General features: G+C 65.2%; 20 protein-coding genes. 7 read left to right on the top strand and 13 right to left on the bottom strand.

Translation table 11 applies throughout. The features are described 5' to 3' along the window. Positions 1-8 precede the first annotated feature (8 nt). Positions 9-968 (bottom strand): alpha/beta fold hydrolase, encoded by a 960-nt coding sequence (locus tag ACQR1D_RS19455; RefSeq protein ID WP_434839692.1) that lies wholly within the window; start codon positions 966-968, stop codon positions 9-11. Positions 969-1,219: 251 nt separating this feature from the next. Here ACQR1D_RS19455 and ACQR1D_RS19450 point away from each other — a divergent pair, with 251 nt between their 5' ends. After that, positions 1,220-1,402, top strand: coding sequence for a hypothetical protein (locus tag ACQR1D_RS19450; RefSeq protein WP_015669379.1), 183 nt, complete (start codon positions 1,220-1,222; stop codon positions 1,400-1,402). A gap of 20 nt (positions 1,403-1,422) precedes the next feature. On the opposite strand, the gene ACQR1D_RS19445 is transcribed toward ACQR1D_RS19450, so the two are convergent. From ACQR1D_RS19445 to ykgO, 3 genes are all read right to left on the bottom strand, one after another. Next, entirely contained in the window at positions 1,423-1,674 is a 252-nt protein-coding gene (locus ACQR1D_RS19445; protein ID WP_316179514.1) for a hypothetical protein, read from the bottom strand. Positions 1,675-1,776: 102 nt separating this feature from the next. After that, entirely contained in the window at positions 1,777-2,406 is a 630-nt protein-coding gene (locus ACQR1D_RS19440) for a tetratricopeptide repeat protein (RefSeq protein WP_316179515.1), read from the bottom strand. Positions 2,407-2,508: 102 nt separating this feature from the next. After that, the gene (gene ykgO / locus ACQR1D_RS19435; protein ID WP_006611362.1) at positions 2,509-2,634 is read right to left on the bottom strand and encodes a type B 50S ribosomal protein L36; all 126 of its coding nucleotides are present in this window, start codon (positions 2,632-2,634) and stop codon (positions 2,509-2,511) included. 254 nt (positions 2,635-2,888) lie between these two features. Between ykgO and ACQR1D_RS19430 the strand changes: the two genes are divergently transcribed. From ACQR1D_RS19430 to ACQR1D_RS19420, 3 genes are all read left to right on the top strand, one after another. Then, entirely contained in the window at positions 2,889-3,773 is an 885-nt protein-coding gene (locus ACQR1D_RS19430) for an amidohydrolase family protein (protein WP_315801885.1), read from the top strand. Positions 3,774-3,863: 90 nt separating this feature from the next. Continuing rightward, a complete protein-coding gene (locus tag ACQR1D_RS19425) occupies positions 3,864-4,610 on the top strand; it encodes a haloacid dehalogenase type II (protein WP_434839691.1) in 747 nt (248 codons plus the stop codon). Continuing rightward, positions 4,600-5,067, top strand: coding sequence for a YbaK/EbsC family protein (locus tag ACQR1D_RS19420; protein WP_316179519.1), 468 nt, complete (start codon positions 4,600-4,602; stop codon positions 5,065-5,067). The genes ACQR1D_RS19425 and ACQR1D_RS19420 overlap by 11 nt, the downstream gene beginning before the upstream one ends. A gap of 23 nt (positions 5,068-5,090) precedes the next feature. Here the strand turns inward: ACQR1D_RS19420 and ACQR1D_RS19415 are convergent, their stop codons facing one another. Beyond that, positions 5,091-5,999, bottom strand: a complete 909-nt coding sequence (locus ACQR1D_RS19415) for a LysR family transcriptional regulator (RefSeq protein ID WP_315801882.1) — start codon at positions 5,997-5,999, stop codon at positions 5,091-5,093. Positions 6,000-6,129: 130 nt separating this feature from the next. On the opposite strand from ACQR1D_RS19415, the gene ACQR1D_RS19410 reads away from it, so the two are divergent. From ACQR1D_RS19410 to ACQR1D_RS19400, 3 genes are all read left to right on the top strand, one after another. Continuing rightward, complete coding sequence (locus ACQR1D_RS19410) at positions 6,130-6,828, top strand: pirin family protein (protein WP_315801881.1); 699 nt, start codon at positions 6,130-6,132, stop codon at positions 6,826-6,828. A 75-nt stretch (positions 6,829-6,903) separates the two neighbouring features. Beyond that, positions 6,904-7,503, top strand: a complete 600-nt coding sequence (gene wrbA, locus ACQR1D_RS19405) for an NAD(P)H:quinone oxidoreductase (protein WP_316236826.1) — start codon at positions 6,904-6,906, stop codon at positions 7,501-7,503. A 71-nt stretch (positions 7,504-7,574) separates the two neighbouring features. Further along, on the top strand, positions 7,575-7,721 hold the full coding sequence (locus ACQR1D_RS19400) for a hypothetical protein (protein WP_434839690.1): 147 nt from the start codon (positions 7,575-7,577) through the stop codon (positions 7,719-7,721). Here the strand turns inward: ACQR1D_RS19400 and ACQR1D_RS19395 are convergent. From ACQR1D_RS19395 to ACQR1D_RS19360, 8 genes are all read right to left on the bottom strand, one after another. Continuing rightward, positions 7,708-8,298 (bottom strand): 3-keto-disaccharide hydrolase, encoded by a 591-nt coding sequence (locus ACQR1D_RS19395; RefSeq protein ID WP_316179524.1) that lies wholly within the window; start codon positions 8,296-8,298, stop codon positions 7,708-7,710. The genes ACQR1D_RS19400 and ACQR1D_RS19395 overlap by 14 nt on opposite strands. Positions 8,299-8,395: 97 nt before the next feature. Then, entirely contained in the window at positions 8,396-9,256 is an 861-nt protein-coding gene (locus tag ACQR1D_RS19390) for a D-amino-acid transaminase (RefSeq protein WP_315801877.1), read from the bottom strand. A 113-nt stretch (positions 9,257-9,369) separates the two neighbouring features. Continuing rightward, entirely contained in the window at positions 9,370-10,101 is a 732-nt protein-coding gene (locus ACQR1D_RS19385) for an amino acid ABC transporter ATP-binding protein (protein WP_316179526.1), read from the bottom strand. 9 nt (positions 10,102-10,110) lie between these two features. Continuing rightward, the gene (locus ACQR1D_RS19380) at positions 10,111-10,803 is read right to left on the bottom strand and encodes an amino acid ABC transporter permease (RefSeq protein ID WP_315801875.1); all 693 of its coding nucleotides are present in this window, start codon (positions 10,801-10,803) and stop codon (positions 10,111-10,113) included. Position 10,804: 1 nt separating this feature from the next. Beyond that, the gene (locus ACQR1D_RS19375) at positions 10,805-11,536 is read right to left on the bottom strand and encodes an amino acid ABC transporter permease (RefSeq protein WP_315801874.1); all 732 of its coding nucleotides are present in this window, start codon (positions 11,534-11,536) and stop codon (positions 10,805-10,807) included. A 208-nt stretch (positions 11,537-11,744) separates the two neighbouring features. After that, positions 11,745-12,659: an amino acid ABC transporter substrate-binding protein gene (locus tag ACQR1D_RS19370; protein WP_315801873.1), complete on the bottom strand. Its 915-nt coding sequence runs from the start codon at positions 12,657-12,659 to the stop codon at positions 11,745-11,747. 552 nt (positions 12,660-13,211) lie between these two features. Continuing rightward, on the bottom strand, positions 13,212-14,594 hold the full coding sequence (locus ACQR1D_RS19365; protein WP_434873287.1) for a M20 family metallopeptidase: 1,383 nt from the start codon (positions 14,592-14,594) through the stop codon (positions 13,212-13,214). Positions 14,595-15,429: 835 nt separating this feature from the next. After that, entirely contained in the window at positions 15,430-17,094 is a 1,665-nt protein-coding gene (locus ACQR1D_RS19360; protein WP_434893963.1) for a thiamine pyrophosphate-binding protein, read from the bottom strand. Positions 17,095-17,223 lie beyond the last annotated feature (129 nt).

Below are 17,223 nucleotides of genomic sequence, written 5' to 3'. Positions count from 1 at the left end.
TTTTTGCATCACGGCGCCACGGCATCGGCCGTGGCGACGGCCGCGACGATGCGGTCGACCTCGCCGGCCACCAGTTCCGGCACCGCGTTCTGGACCATGTGCCCGAGCTCGGGCAGCACGATCAGCCGGCTGTGCGGCACGACCTGGGCGAGCGGGCGGGCATGGATATCGGTATAGACCGTCCGGTCGGCCTCGCCCGCCACGATCGTGACCGGAACCTTGATCTCGGCATAGCGCGGCGCCTGCTCGATCACGGCCTGCTTCAGGGTGACGAGATCGCGCGCATTGGCGATGAACTCGCGCGGGCGCAGCAGCAGCGGCGTCGCGGTCCGGTCGACGAAATCGTCCGGCATGGCCTGCGGCGCGAACACGCCGCGGGCGCCGGGCGCCATCAGCACGAGGCCGAGCGGCAGCGTGATCGTATGCGCCAGCAACGGCCCGACCACCGGCGTGGTGACGGCCTCGTTGTAGCGCCCGACCCCGCCCCGCCAGGGATACGCGACCGGCGCCAGCATCACGAGGCCCGCGACCCGGTCGGGGAAATCGAGCGCCATGCGCAGGCCGAGCGCGCCGCTCCAGGAATGCACCACCAGGACGACCTGGCCGACCCCGAGCCGCGCCAGCGCCTCATCCAGCATGCGGGCCTGAGCGGCGGGCGTGGAATCCTCGGGCCTGAGACGCGGGCTCCAGCCGTGGCCGGGACGGTCGACCAGCAGCACCCGGTGGCGCTGCGCGAGCAGGTCGCCGAGCGGCCTGCGCATCGCCTCGAGGTTCGAGCTGGCGCCGTGGAGCAGCAACAGTGGCGGCTTTTCGCTGTCGCGGGGCCCGATATCCACAAGATTGATCGTCGCACCCTCGACATTGATGGCCTGCCCTTGCGCCGGGTAACGGCGCTCGAGCACCGCCACGCCGGCGCGCGTGAGCATCGCCAGGAGCGCCAAAGTGCCCACCAAGAACATTGAAATCATTGATAGTTTTCTGCCTGTCACAGTGACAGTTACGGTGCAGATCCGCGGGAGTTGCAGATCCAGCCGCGTTGTCTCGTCGTTTCGTCCGGGAATCCTGTCATCACCGCGTCGTCGGCCATTTTATAACCATGGTCGGGACTTTTCCTCGCAATCGGCTGATGGCCGTGAATTACTTCCGGTCGGGTCATTGCTTGGTTTGAGCACGATGACCGGCCCTGAGTTTAGTTTGGTGTTTTGGGAGGGGGTTACCGATGAGTGTTCGTTCAAGCGAGACGGCTATCGACGAGATCGTCGCGAGCTGCAATGGCGATCTCCGTGGCGCGCTGAAGGCGCTGCTGCTGGTCAACGAGCACCTCGAGGCCGAGATCGCGCAGCTTTATGCCGCGGCCGCCCAGTACGGCCTGCCGGACCGCCGCAGCACCGCGTTCCACTGAGCGATCCGACCGGGCGACGATCAGTCCTCGGCTGTGATGTCCTTGTTCGGGCAGGCGTTGATCGTGGAGCGCGCGAGCTTTGCGTCGTCCAGCGACTTAAAGGGGCCGGACGCGAACCAGATGTCGCCCATGGTGGGGGTGACGACCGGATTGCTGGTCACGATCTCGCAGCGATTGGTGGCGCGGTTGCCGACCACCCAGAACATGTCTTCGGCCCACGCGGCCGTGGCCGCCGTCATCACCAGCGCTGCCGCCAGCACCGCACGCGTCATTGCGCCTCTCCTGCCGACAAATCTCGATCAAGCGGCACGTGGGGTTGCGCGGTCCCGCCAGCAAGAGCGGCGATCAGCACATGGTTAACGGCAGGTCCGGCGTCAGATGTCGCGGCCTTCGACCTTTTCGGTCAGCGTCTTGACCAGCTCCGGCACCTTGTCCAGATGCGGATTGACCTCGAGCGCCCTGCGGAACGCGTCCAGCGCCCGCTTTTCCTCGCCGAGATCCTGCATGATCATGCCGAGACCCGCGAGCGCGCCGAAGTGCCGCGGCTCGCGCAGCAGAACCTGCTGGATGTCGGCGAGCGAGCGGCCGTAATCGTTCTGGAGGTAGTAGATCGTGGCGCGGCGGTTCCAGGCCTCGACATAATCGGGCCGGAGCTTGATGACCGAATCGAGCAGCTTGAGCGCGACGTCGTTCTGCTTCGCGTCCATCGCGGCTTTGGACCGCGCCATCAGCAGGGCAACGGTATCGCTGGGGGTCTGCAGCCAGATCGCCCAGATCCGCGCCTCGACGTGCTTGGCGCTGATCTCGTCCGGTGCGGCCTTCAGCGCGCCGAACAGGAAATCGAGGCCCTTGGTCTTGTCGGCCCCGACCTTGGGCAGCTTGGCGGGCGCCTCGGGCGGCTTCGGCTTGGGCGCCGCACGCGGCTCGCCCTGCGCCTGCGCAAGGTGCGGTATGGAAATGACGACGGCGGCGAGCAGGACCGCCCGGAAAGTTCGCTTTGCCATGCGCCGAGTGTAGACGCAGTCAGCGCGTCCTGCAAAGCAGCACACGCGTCAAACGCCTGTGAGCGGAGGACTGGCGACGGCGGCCGGATCAGCCTCGTTCGATCAACCCTGGCGGGCCTTGAAGCGGCGCTGGACCTTGTTGATCACGTAGACGCGGCCCTTGCGGCGGACCAGACGGTTGGCGCGGTGGCGGCCACGCAGCGACTTCAGCGAGTTACGGACCTTCATGGGACATCCTGATACGTTGAAAGGCCGTGTTGGACAGGCCGGAAGTGGCAAATAGAAAGGGAGTTCCGCAAGCGACCAAGCCGCCCGGATTGGCCGGTTTCTAACCACCGGCCCGCCGGATGTCAATCATGGCGGGGCCGGGCTTCAACAGAACCTGCCGGCCAGCGGCCCACCAATCCAACTTGGCGATTGCCAAATTTGTTATATCCTATAATCAATTTTCCAAAGCCAAGAACCAACCGCCGGGAACGCCCATGCCCAAGCTCGCTCTGCCCAAGATCGACGACGTCGTCGCCATCGACATCCATACCCATGCCGAGGAGCCCTGCGGCATGCATGCGGATGACGGCTACGACGATTTCCAGGCCCAGATGGCCGACTACTTCAAGTCGCCGCACAAGCATCCGCCGACGGTGCCGGAGACCGCCGCCTATTATCGCTCGAAGAACATCGCCGCGGTGATCTTCCCGGTCGACGCCGAGCGCGAGACCGGCTTCCGGCGCTACAACAATTACGAGATGCTCGAGGTCGCCTCCGACCATCTCGATGTGCTGATCCCGTTCGTCAGCATCGATCCGCACAAGGGCAAGCTCGGCGTGCGCGAGGCGCGCAAGCTGATCGAGGAGTACGGCGTCCGCGGCTTCAAGTTCCACCCGACCATGCAGGGCTTCTACGCCAACGACCGGCTCGCCTATCCGCTCTACGAGGCGATCAATGACGGCGGTGCGATCGCGCTGTTCCACACCGGCCAGACCGGCGTCGGCTCGGGCATGCCGGGCGGCATGGGGATGCGGCTGAAGTACTCGAACCCGATGTACATGGACGACGTCGCGGCCGACTTCCCCGACCTCAAGATCATCCTCGCCCACCCCTCCTTCCCCTGGCAGGAGGAGGCGCTGTCGGTCGCGACCCACAAGCCGAACGTCTATATCGATCTCTCGGGCTGGTCGCCGAAATACTTCCCGCCGATCCTCGTCCGCTACATCAACTCGATCCTGCAGGACAAGATGCTGTTCGGCTCGGACTGGCCGGTGATCACCCCTGACCGTTGGCTCGCCGATTTCGCCAAGCTCGACATCCGCGACGAGATCCGGCCGAAGGTGTTGAAGGCCAACGCGCGCAGGCTGCTGGGGATCTGACATCGTCCGGTCCGCAAGGATCGTGCTAGTCTACGCAGGCGCGGTGACCCATTAGTCATTGCGCCTGTTCAAGGTGGTCAGGTGAGCGCCATGCCGTTCAAAGCCATCGTCTTCGACGCCTATGGCACGCTGTACGATATCCAGTCAGTGGCGGCGGTCACCGAGCAGGCCTTTCCCGGCCACGGCGACATCATCACCCAGATCTGGCGCATCAAGCAGCTCGAATACACCTGGCTGCGCTCGCTGATGCAGCGCTACGAGGATTTTTCGGTCGTCACCCGCGAGTCGCTGCTCTATGCGCTGCGCGTTCTCGGCCTGCAGGCCGATGCGATCACACGCGATCGCATCATCGCCAAATATCTCGATCTCGATCCCTACCCTGATGCACGCGCCGCGCTCGCCGCGATGAAGGACCGCCGGCTCGCGATCCTCTCCAACGGCAGCCCCGCGATGCTCGACGGCCTGGTGAAGGCCAGCGGCTTCGATGCTATGCTCGATGCGGTCATCAGCGTCGATGCCCACAAGATCTTCAAGCCGAGTCCCGAAGCGTATACGCTGATCGCGGAGACACTTGGACTTGCACCCGCCGAGGTGCTGTTCGTGTCCTCCAATCCCTGGGACGTCTGCGGCGCCAAGGCCTTCGGCCTCAACGTCGCCTGGATCGAGCGCGTCACTCCCGAAGCCATGGCGGCCGCCTGCATCAAGACCGATCTCGTGTCCCCGCTCACGATGTTCAAGGCGCTGCGCACCCAGATGGACGAGTTGGGTTTTGCGCCCGATTATCGTATTGCTTCGCTCTCCGAATTGCCTGAGATCGTCAATACGCATGAGCCTTGAATCCGTCCGCGCCTTCTTCGCTGAAAAAGCCCCCGACATCGACGTCCTCGTCTCCAGCCAGAGCTCCGCAACCGTGGCGCTCGCGGCGGAAGCCTATGGCGTGGAGCCGGCCCGCATCGCCAAGACGCTGTCGTTGCGCGTCGGCGAACGCGTCATCCTGATCGTCGCTGCCGGGAACGCCCGCATGGACAACAAGAAGGTCAAGGCTCAGTTCGGCGGCAAGCCGAAGATGCTGGGTCTCGACGAGGTCGCCGACATCACGGGGCACGAGGTCGGCGGCGTCTGCCCGTTCGGGCTGAAGTCGCCGCTGCCGGTGTATTGCGATCTGTCGCTGAAGGCCTTCGACATCGTCGTGCCCGCGGCGGGCTCGACCCACAGCGCGGTGAAGATCACGCCGGATCGCATGGCCGAGTTGACAGAAGCGGCATGGGTCGACGTCTGCGAGGTGCAGTCCTGATCGGCTGAGATCGGCGGGCGCGCTCATCGCTTCTTCGCCTTCGCGAGCTCCTTCACCAGAAACTCCGTCAGCACTTCGACCCGCGCGGGGCGCGGGCCGCCGGGCGGCATCACCAGGTGCATCGCGCCTTCCGGCTGGCTCCAGCCCTTCAGCACCACCTCGACCTCGCCCGACGCGATCGCGTCGCCCACGATGAAATCCGGCAGGTCTGCGATGCCGAGCCCGGCGCGCACCGCCGGCAACAGCGCCTCGCCATTGTTGACGCGCAGCTGTCCCGCCGGCCGCACGCTGGCCTGCTCGCCGGCCGCATTGGTGTAGTGCCAAACGCCGGCCGTGGAGAGATAGGCGTAGCCGAAGCATTTGTGCTCGGCGAGATGCATCGGGTGCGTCGGCCGGCCGTGGCGTTTCAGATAGGACGGCGCCGCCACCGTGTAGCGCGGCATGGCGCAGAGCCGGCGCGCGAGCAGCGAGGAGTCCGGCAGCCGCGCGATGCGCAGTGCGAGATCGAAACCTTCGCCGATCAAATCGACGGTGGCGTCGCTCATGTGGAGGTCGATCGAGACCTCCGGATATTGCTCCAGGAACGCCGGCAGCAGCGGCGCGATCTTCTTGACGCCGAACGTCATCGGCACCGCGAAGCGCACCAGGCCGCGCGGCGTCAGCGACTGCGCGAGCGCCTCGGTCTCCGCCGCCTCGCCATCGGCGAGCAGCTGCGCGGCGCGCTCGGACAGCCGCTGACCGGCATCCGTCAGCGCCAGGCGCCGCGAGGTGCGGTTGAACAGCCGCGTGCCTAGACGCTCCTCCAGCCGGCTCACCGCCTTGGAGACGGAGGCCTTGGAGAGGCTCAGCTCCTGCGCGGCGCCGGCGAAGGAGCGCAGCTCGACGACCTTGGCGAAGATCGCCATCGCCTCGAAATCCGGAAGTCGCGCCATTCCTTCAAATCTCTCTTTTGGAAACAATAGGTTTCAATAGTTTCTATTTCTATACTCCGATCGCCGCCTTATTCCAATGCCCAACGGCACGGCGGCACCGGCCGACCGTTGCAACCACAGGAGCAGACCCATGATCGAACTGAAGCCCTTTGCGGCGCTGGGCGGCGCCGACCACGGCTGGCTCAAGGCCAAGCACCATTTCTCGTTCGCGAGCTACTACGACCCCAGCAACATGGGCCACGGCGCCCTGCGCGTCTGGAACGATGACGAGATCGCACCGAACACCGGCTTCCCCGCGCATCCCCATCGCAACATGGAGATCATCACCTATGTCCGCGAGGGCGCGATCACCCATCAGGACAGCCTCGGCAACAAGGGCCGCACCGAGGCCGGCGACGTCCAGGTGATGAGTGCGGGCAGCGGCATCCGCCACTCCGAGTACAATCTCGAGCCGACCACGACCCGGATCTTCCAGATCTGGATCGAGCCGACCACCGACGGCGGCCAGCCGACCTGGGGCGCCAAGCCGTTCCCGAAGTCCGATCGCTCCGGCAAGCTGGTGACGCTCGCGAGCGGCTTCGCAGATGACGGCGACGCGTTGCCGATCCGCGCCAAGGCACGCGTACTCGGCACCACGCTGAAGGCCGGCGAGACCGCCGAGTACGATGCCGACAAGGCCCGGCACATCTATCTCGTGCCTGCCGCCGGAAGCGTCGAAGTGAACGGCGTCCGCGTCAACGCTCGTGACGGCGCCGCCATCCGCGACGAGGCCACGCTGAAGATCACGGCGCTCGAAGATTCCGAACTGGTGCTGGTCGACGCCGCTTAAGTCTGTTTCGCGATCCCGGTCGGCTCTCCGGCCGGGACGCCCTCCCCGATCACTCGCATTCCCACGGAGACTTCCATGACCAAGGTTCTCGTTCTCTACTATTCCGCCTACGGCCACATCGAAGCGATGGCCAATGCCGTCGCCGAAGGCGCCCGCGAAGCCGGCGCCACCGTCGACATCAAGCGCGTGCCGGAGCTCGTGCCCGCCGACGTCGCCAAGGCCTCGCACTACAAGCTCGACCAGGCCGCACCGATCGCCAAGGTCGAGGAGCTCGCCAACTATGACGCGATCATCGTCGGCACCGGCACCCGCTTTGGTCGCATGGCCTCGCAGATGGCCAACTTCCTCGACCAGGCCGGCGGCCTCTGGGCCAAGGGCGCGCTGAATGGCAAGGTCGGCGGCGCCTTCACCTCGACCGCGACCCAGCATGGCGGCCAGGAGGTCACGCTGTTCTCGATCATCACCAACCTCTTGCATTTCGGCATGACCATCGTCGGCCTCAACTACGGCTTCGCCGGCCAGATGAAGCTCGACGAGATCACCGGCGGCTCGCCCTATGGCGCGACCACCATCACTGGCGGCGACGGCAGCCGGCTGCCGAGCGAGAACGAGCTGGCGGGGGCGCGCTATCAAGGGCGCGTGATCGCCGAGACCGCAAAGAAGCTGCATGGCTGACGCGCCTGGGGCGGCACTTCCGTCACCGGAGCGCCGCCCCATCTCGTCGGAAGAAAGTGAGGGAGTCCGCAATGCCCGCCATGCTCGAACTGGTGACGCTGGCCAGGCTGGCCCGCCATCCTCTGCAGATGATGGCGCGCGATTGGTACTGCAAGGGCCTTTACCGCGCGAGCCGCGGTCAGCGCCGCTGCCCGGAATGCACCGCTATAGCGGCTTGATCTGCACCTTCTTGAACTTCACGACGCCCGAGCCGTATTGCAGGGCGATCGGCCCCGCAGCATGCTTGCTGTCGTCGACGTCGGCGGTCTTCTCGCCGTTGAGCATCACGGTCAGCCGCGTGCCCTTGGCGGTGATCTCGTAGGTGTTCCACTTGCCGCCGGCCTTCGGCATCGGATCGACCTTGGACACGTCGACGATGGCGCCGGTGCCGTATTTCGGATCGGGCCGCTTGTCGAAGATGTTGACCTCGTAGCAGATGTTGGAGTCGATCTTCGCCGACTGGTCGCAACGGATGAAGATGCCGCTGTTGGCGGCGTCGTCGACCCAGAACTCGGCCTTGATCTGGAAATCCTTGTAGCTGGCCTTGGTGACCAGATAGGACGGATCCTTGCCGTCGAGCTTGTCGGCCATCAGCACGCCGTCCTTCGCCTCCCAATTGGCCTTGCCGACCTCGGCGAATTCGACCTTCTTGTCACCGTCGACCAGGGTCACCCAGCCGTCATCGGCGAATGCCGTCCCCCAGCTCGCGCCCGCAATCAACAGTCCGGCCGCAAGCCCGCACAAGCGATACCGCATCGAAACGCCTCCCCGTTTTTGTTTGGTTCGCCGCCACGATAGCAAAGCGCCGGACGAAGCAAACGGGTTTCGATGCTGCATCTGCTCTCTCGTCGAACTACACCGCCGTGGCGCGCGCAAAATCGACATAGATCTCGCGCAGCCGCGCCGCGACCGGGCCCGGCTTGCCGTCGCCGACCGGCTTGCCGTCGATCGTGACCACCGGCTGCACGAACGAGCTCGCGCTGGTGATGAAGGCCTCCTTCGCCGCGAGCGCCTCCTCCACGGTGAACAGCCGCTCCTCGACCTTGAGCTGACGCTCCTCGGCGAGCTTCACCACCGCCTTGCGGGTGCAGCCCGGCAGGATCGCGTTGGAGTTCGGCCTGGTGACGATGACGTCGTCCTTGGTCAGGATGAAGGCGGAGGACGAGCCGCCCTCGGTCACGTGACCATCCTCGACCATCCAGGCCTCTCCAGCGCCGGCGGCCGCAGCCGCCTGCTTCGCCAGCACCTGCGCCAGCAGCGCGACGCTCTTGATGTCGCGCCGCGCCCAGCGGATGTCGGGCACGGTGATGACGCCGATGCCCGCCGTCGCCGAGGGTGCATCGACGATGTTCTTGGCGGTCACGAACATCACCAGCGTCGGCTTGACGTCGCCTTTCGGAAACGGGAAGTCGCGGCCCTTGTCAGCGCCCCGCGTGACCTGCAGATAGACCATGCCCTGGTCGAGCCGGTTGCGCGCGACCAGCTCCTTCTGCAGCGCCTCGATTCGCGCCAGGCTCTCCGGCAGCGCCAGCCCGATCTCGCCGACCGAGCGCTCCAGCCGGGCGAGGTGCGAGGCGCTGTCGACCAGCTTGCCGTCGAGCACCGCCGCCACCTCATAGATGCCGTCGGCGAACAGGAAGCCGCGATCGAGCACCGAGACCTTGGCCTCGGACAGGGGCACGAAGGCGCCGTTGACGTAAGCGATGGGGTCCAAGGCGGTATCTCCTTTCTCATCAGCGCACGCATAGTCCTTAGCATGCGCCGATCGTTTCTCTCGCCGTCATTCCGGGGCGATGCGCAGCATCGAGCCCGGAATGACGGGTCTAACTAGTGCGACAAAATCTTCGACAAGAACTGCTGCGCGCGCTCGCTGCGGGGCTGGCCGAAGAACTCATCCTTCTTGGCGTCCTCGACGATCTCGCCGCGGTCCATGAAGATGACGCGGTGGGCGACCTTCCTGGCAAACCCCATCTCGTGGGTCACGACCATCATGGTCATGCCCTCGCGGGCGAGATCGACCATGACGTCGAGCACCTCGCTGATCATCTCCGGATCGAGCGCCGAGGTCGGCTCGTCGAACAGCATAGCGATCGGGTCCATGGCGAGCGCACGCGCGATCGCGACACGTTGCTGCTGGCCGCCCGAGAGCTGCGCCGGAAATTTCTGCGCCTGCTCCTTCAGCCCGACGCGCTCCAGCAGCTTCATGCCCTTGGCGGTCGCTTCCTCGTGGCCGCGCCCCAGCACCTTCTGCTGGGCGAGGCAGAGATTTTCGATGATCTTCAGATGCGGAAACAGCTCGAAATGCTGGAACACCATGCCGACGCGCGAGCGCAGCTTCGGCAGGTTGGTCTTGGGATCATTGACCTTGAGACCATCGATCGTGATCGTGCCGTCCTGGAACGGCTCCAGCGCGTTGACGCATTTGATGAGGGTCGACTTGCCGGAGCCGGAGGGACCGCAGACCACCACCACCTCGCCCTTGGCGACCGATGTCGTGCAGTCCTTCAGCACCTGGAAGCTCGGGCTGTACCATTTGTTGACGTGGCTGATTTCGATCATGGGAGCCGACTACCTGATGATGGCGATGCGCGACTGCAGGCGGCGGACGCCGTAGGACGCGATGCAGGAGATGGTGAAGTAGATCAGGGCCGCGAACAGATACATCTCGACCAGCCGGCCGTCGCGCTGCGCGACCTTGGAGGCGGCGCCGAGGAAGTCCGGGATCGAGAGCACGTAGACCAGCGAAGTGTCCTGGAACAGCACGATGGTCTGGGTCAGCAGCACCGGCAGCATGTTGCGGAACGCCTGCGGCAGCACGACGTAGCGCATGGTCTGCGCATAGGTCAGTCCGAGCGCCGAGGCCGCGGCCGGCTGACCGCGCGAGATCGACTGGATGCCGGCGCGCATGATCTCGGAGAAATACGCCGCCTCGAACATGATGAAGGTGATCAGCGAGGAGGCGAAGGCGCCGACCTTGATCGGCCGCGACGATCCGGTGATCCACTGCCCGATATAGGGGACCAGGAAGTAGAACCAGAAGATCACCAGCACCAGCGGCAGCGAGCGCATGAAGTCGACATAGAGCCCGGCGATCCAGCCCATCACGCGATAGCCGGACAGCCGCATCAGCGCGATCATGGTGCCGAAGACGAGACCGCCAAAAGCCGACAGCGCGGTCAGCGTCAAGGTGAAGGTCATGCCGTCGATGAACAGGTAGCTCAGCGAGCGGCGGATGACGTCGAAATCGAAATTGGCCAGCATCTCATTTGCCCGTGATGTAGCCAGGGATCGCCACCGCGCGCTCCAGCAGGCGCATGCCGATCACGACGATGACGTTGATGACGAGATACATCAGCGTTGCGGCGCTGAACGCCTCGAACACCTGGAAGGAGAATTCCTGCATCTCGCGGGCGGCGCCCGTCAGCTCGATCAGACCGATCGTGATCGCCACGGCGCTGTTCTTGACCGTGTTGAGAAATTCGGACGTCAGCGGCGGCAGGATGATGCGGAAGGCCATCGGCAGCAGCACGTAGCGATAGGCCTGCAAGGTGGTGAGGCCGAGCGCGGTCGCCGCCATCATCTGGCCGCGCGGCAGCGAGCCGATGCCGGCCGCGAGCTGCACCGCGACGCGCGCCGACATGAACAGCCCGATGCCGACCGCGGCCGTATAGAACGGCGCATTCGGCATCTGTTTCAGCCACAGGCCGGCGGTTCGCGGCAGCAACTCGGGCAGCACGAAGAACCACAGGAACAGCTGCACCAGCAGCGGCATGTTGCGGAAGAACTCGACATAGACGAAGCCGATCCAGGTCGCCAATTTCGAGGGCAGACTGCGCAGGATGCCAACGATCGTGCCGCAGATCAGCGCGATCACCCAGGCCGACAGCGAGGTCACGATGGTGACCTTCAGCCCCGACAGCAGCATGTCGAAATAGGTGCCGGCCCCGGTCGGGTTCGGCTCCAGGAAGATGTGCCAGTTCCAGGTGTAGTTCACGGGGGTGTCCTGAAGTGATAGCTCGCGGTCGGTTTACGCAATGTCGCCACGAGCGACACTGCGCTCCCCTTCCCCCGCGCGAAGCGGGGAGGGGTCGGGGTGGGGGTCTCAGCAAAGACTGCCCCTGCGGGCCCCCCTCCCCAACCCTCCCCCACAAGGGGGGAGGGAGCGCACCGGCGTCGCGGCACGAGCTTAATGCGACTTCACCTTACGGCTTGTACGAATCCGGATCCGGCGAGTCCGACGGCTTGGCGAACTCGGCCTTCAGCTCAGCGGAGATCGGGGTGTTCAGGTTCAGGCCCTTCGGCGGGATCTTCTGCATGAACCACTTGTCATACAGCTTGGCGCCCTCGCCGCTGGTGTAGATCTTGGCGGTCGCGGCATCGACGACCTTCTTGAACTGCGGATCGTCCTTGCGGAGCATGATGCCGTAGGGCTCCGGCTTGGAGAACGCATCCTTGGAGATGACGTAGGCGGCCGGATCCTTGGAGCTAGCGACGAGGCTCGACAGCAGGATGTCGTCCATCACGAAAGCCACGGCGCGATCGGTCTCGACCATCAGGAAGGCTTCGGCGTGATCCTTGGCCGGGATGATGTTGATCCCAAGATTGCGTGCGGCATTGGCTTCGGTGAGCTGCTTGATGTTGGTGGTGCCGGCAGTCGACACGACCGTCTTGCCCTTCAGATCATCAATCTTGTTGATGTTGCTCGACTTCTTCGAGACGTAGCGGCTCGCCGTCAGGAAGTGGGTGTTGGTGAAGGAGATCTGCTTCTGGCGCTCGGCATTGTTGGTGGTGGAGCCGCATTCCAGATCGATGGTGCCGTTGGCGAGCAGCGGGATGCGGGTCGACGACGTCACCGGATTGAGCTTCACGTCGAGCTTGTCGAGCTTGAGCTCCTTCTTCACGGCATCGACGATGCCCATGCAGATGTCGATGGCAAAGCCGATCGGCTTCTGATTGTCGTCGAGATAGGAGAACGGGATCGAGGAGTCGCGCACGCCCAGCGTGATCGCACCGGTCTCCTTGATGTTCTTCAGGGTCCCCGTCAGGTCCTCGGCCTGCACTTGGCCGGCGCAGAGCGCGGCGGCGACAGCAAGACCGAATAGGCGAAGCTGCTTCATAACTGATCTCCTCAATCCGGCTGATCGCCGGATGCTTGCATAAACCACAGCGAACTCAAAATGGCCCCCGCCCCCGGACGATCTCCGGCCGGACGAGCACGGGCACCATAGACCGCCCCGCGGCGGGAAGTTCTCGGACGCTTGCGACAAATTGCCTGCGCTGTGCCCCTTTGGACAAGGCTTGCGGGCTGATCCCGCAGCGCCAAACGCCGTGATGGTAAACTACGAGGGCCGCGGCGGTCGGGCGACCCGACGAAAGTCTGACTCGGGCGTGCGGCCAGCTCATCAGCTCGCACCTCGAGTTCCAGTGCTCGCGAGCGGATCTCTTGGTGAGAGCCGAGCCTTCGCGGCGCCGGCGGTGCGCTCCCTCTCCCCGTTCTTCACGGGGAGAGGGTTGGGGTGAGGGGCAGACGCACGGCAAGTGTGCGTGGTGACACCTGTACCCCCTCACCCGGATTGCATCTTCGATGCAATCCGACCTCTCCCCGCAAGCGGGGAGAGGCGCTGACCGAGCCAGCCGTGCAACCTGTGCGCATCGGTACGAAACCTCGCTCACAGCGGCTTCCGCAATTCGCCAAGATCCCAGAACAGCCCGGCCATCAGGCCGAGCGCCTCCTCCGTGACATCCAGCAGAATGTGCTCATCCGGCGCGTGCTGCGAGCAGCCCGGATAGGAATGCGGCACCCACATGGTCGGCATCTTCAACACGTCGGCAAACACGTCATTGGGCAGCGAGCCGCCGAAGTTCGGCAGCACGGCGGGCGCCTTGCCGGTGCTCATCTTGATGGAATCCGCGGCCCATTTGATCCAGGGACTGTCGATGTCGGCGCGCGAGGCCATGAAGCCCTGCGTCATGCTGACCTCGATCATCGGGAAGCCATGCGCAACGAGGTGGTTCTTCACGTCCTCCACGATGCTGTCGACCTTGGTGCCGACGACGAAACGCAGCTGCAGCACGGCACGGGCGCGGCCCGGGATCGCATTCGCCGGCTTGTCGATATTGCCGGAGGAGATCGCCAGCACCTCGAGCGTATTCCAGGCATAGAGCCGCTCCGCCGGCGTCAGCCCGTCCTCGCCCCAATTGTCGGACAGCGCCGGCTCGTCGGCGGTCGGCTCGACCTTCACGTCGGCGAGGATGGCGCGGATGGCGTTGGTGAGGCGCGGCGGCTTCAGCGACTCCAGCTTGATGCGGCCCTGGCCGTCGACCAGCGTGGAAATGGCGTTGGCGAGAATGGTCGCGGGATTGGCGAGCACGCCGCCCCAGTTGCCGGAATGATTGCCGCCCTCGCGCAGGTTGACGTCGAGATGCAGCCGGATGCCGCCGCGGCAGCCGAGAAAGATGGTGGGGCGCGCGGTCGACAGCCGCGGGCCGTCCGAGCCGATGAAGACGTCGGCCTTCAAGGCGTCGCGATGCCGGTCGGCCACCTCTGCGAGATCGGGCGAGCCGATCTCCTCGCCCATCTCGATGATGAATTTGGCATTGAAGCCGAGCTTGCCGCCGCGGGCCTCGCGCACCGCGCGCAGCGCCGCCATGTTGATGCTGTGCTGGCCCTTGTTGTCGGCCGTGCCGCGGCCGTAGAGGCGGTTGCCGTCCGGCGTCACCGCCCAGGGATCGCGCCCGTCGCGCCATTCGCCGGCCATGCCGTCGACGGTGTCGCCGTGGCCATAGCTGAGCATCGTCGGGGCGCTGTCGCTCTCGTGGTAGGTCGCGATCAGGAACGGCGACTTGCCGCTCGGCGAGGGCACGATCTCGGAGAAAAAGCCGAGCGCGGCAAAGGACGGCGTCAGCTCGTTGGTCAGATACGCCGCGAGGTCGTCCTTGCGCTCGGGATTGAGGCTCTCGGTGCGATAGGCGACCCGGCGGCCGAGCTCGGCCAGGAAGTCACCGCTCGTCAGGCTCTGACGGGCACGGGCGATTGCATCAATCCTGGTCATGGCGCTTTTCCAGTCACAACGAAGGCGGCGTCATATCGGGATCGTGGGCGAAGCGAAAGAGGCTGGGTTTGAATTCAATTGGTCAGCGCATGCGTCTCGGATTATGGAACTGCCATGCCTGGGACTTGACGCGTCGGGCAGCATTGTCGCCGTCCCCGACTTACGCGCTCTCGTTCTCGCGGTGCGGTCGAGCACCCGAGCTATTGGCATGAACACCCTCACGAGACGGAGGGCGCGGGGAATGCCGGGTGAAGGCCTCACCCATGGCCCGCCTGCAGAAAGAAAAGCAGGCGGCAGTCACCACAGGTTCAGCCGAGCATCCGGCATTCCCCGCGCGACGGTTTTCACGCTTATAGCGCGCTCTCCCCGGTGTCCGGCTCGATAGCCACCGTCGTCTGCGGGATCATCACCCGCGGACTTGGCGCCAGCATCGGGGCGCCAGGACCACACGCCTTCACGTCCGCCAGATGCCGTTCGTCGGCGCGGGCTTCCCCACGCTGCGGCATGCCGACAGCCGTCGCATCCCCACCTCGCGTGTCGTGACGATCGCGATGCGCCCCTCCGTGTGAGGCGGGATTTCGGGAATAAAGCACATCTTCGGATATTCGTAAAGAATTTTCTCGCGGCTTCTCCGCCCGCCGCCTCCTTCGAGACGCCCGCCTGCGGCGGGCTCCTCAGGACGAGGACCGAGCTTGTGGCGAAATCCTAACCCTCATGGCTGGCGAGATCTCCACCCTCATGGTGAGGAGCGCCGCTTCCCCCGGATGGTCATGACCGAGCGAGCAGGTCGCCGCGGATGAGGTGCGGCGCGTCTCGAACCATCAGGCCAAGCTGTTCAATTCACCGCATTGCTCACCATCACCTCGATCAGCTTCGTGCCCGGCCGCCGGAAGGCCCCCGACAGCACCGACTTCAACTCACCGGGATCGCTGACGCGCAGTGACTCGCAGCCCAGCGATCTTGCCAGCCCGGCGAAGTCCACCGGCGGATCGACAAAGTCCATGCCGATATAGTTGTCGTCGCCGTGGAACGACAGCAGCCGCTGCTTGATGATGCGATAGCCGCCATTTTTGACGATGACGACGGAGAGCGGCAGCTTGTGGTGAGCCGCGGTCCACAGCGCCTGGATCGAATACATCGCACTGCCGTCGCCGGAGTAGCACACCACGGGACGGTCGGGATTGGCGAGGCTGACGCCGACCGAGGCCGGCAGGCCCCAGCCGATGCCACCCGACGCGAGGCCGTGATAGTTGTAGCGGTCGCGGTACGGCCACAGCGCCGTCATGTAGCGCGCGGACGTCAGCCCCTCGTCGACTAGGATGCCATGCTCCGGCATGGCCTGGGCCACCTGCAGCGCGAGATAGTCGGGATCGATCGGCGTTTTGTCGCGTGCCGTCTCGATCTGAGCGGTCAGCGTCCGGCGCCGCGCACTCCAGTTCTTCGACGACAGCTCCGCGATGCGCGCTTGCGCGGTAGCTTGCAGGGACGAACCGCCCACCTCGCGCAGCAGCGGCGTGAGCTGCAGGAGCGTCTCGCGGACGTCGGCTTTCAGCGCGATCTCGGCGCCGAAGTTCTTGCCCAGCTCCCAATCGACCAAGCCGATCTGCACGATCGGCAGTCCCTCCGGCAGCGGCTCGATCTCGCTGTGCACGGACATCCGCAACGGATCGGCGCCGAGCACGATCAGCAGATCATGCGGCGCCAGGAGATCGCGGACCTGCTTCTGCGCGCGCGACAGCGAGCCGATGTAGCAGGGATGCTCGGAGAGGAAATGCGCGCCATAGGGCGCGGACTGCTGATGCACGGGTGCGCCGATCGCGCTGGCGAACTCCGCGGCGGCCTGCAGCGCATCGCTCTTGACGATCTCGTCGCCGGTGATGATCACCGGCCGCTGCGCCTTGAGAATGCGCTGCGCCAGCCCCTGCAACGCGTCCGCGGTCGGCCGCACGCGCGCATCGACCCGCGTCGACCGGCCGAGCTCGATGCCGGCTTCGGCATTGAGGATATCACCGGGCAGCGAGATGAAGACGGGGCCCGTCGGAGGCGTGGTCGCGACCTTGGCGGCGCGCCTGACGATGCGCGGCAGGTCCTCCAGCCTCGTCACCTCGACCGCCCATTTCACCAGCGGCTCGGCCATCCGCACCAGCGGACCGTAGAGCAATGGCTCCATCAGGCCGTGGCCCTGCTCCTGCTGGCCGGCGGTGAGGATCATCGGCGTGCCGGTGAATTGCGCATTGTAGAGCGCGCCCATCGCGTTGCCGAGACCCGGAGCGACGTGGACGTTGCAGGCGACGAGACGTCCCGAGGCGCGGCTGAAGCCGTCGGCGATCGCCACCACCAGGCTCTCCTGCATCGCCATGACATAGGTGAGATCTGGATGATCCTTCAGCGCATGCATGACGGGCAGTTCGGTGGTGCCGGGATTGCCGAACAGATGCGTGATGCCCTCGTCCTTGAGCAGCGCGAGGAAGGCCGAACGTCCGGTGGTGCGGTTTTTCATGTTGCAGTTCCTCCGGCGACGCGGTGTTGTTTGTTGGTGCAAGCCCTCACCACGTCATGGCCGGGCTTGTCCCACGGCTGTCCGGTTCAGCTTCCGCATATTGCGAGGCTCAACTGTTGTGGGTTTTTG

Source organism: Bradyrhizobium sp. HKCCYLRH2047, from assembly GCF_051168175.1.
Lineage (GTDB): Bacteria > Pseudomonadota > Alphaproteobacteria > Rhizobiales > Xanthobacteraceae > Bradyrhizobium.
The sequence above is the reverse complement of the archived record's forward strand: the minus strand, read 5'-3'. Positions and strand labels throughout refer to the sequence as shown.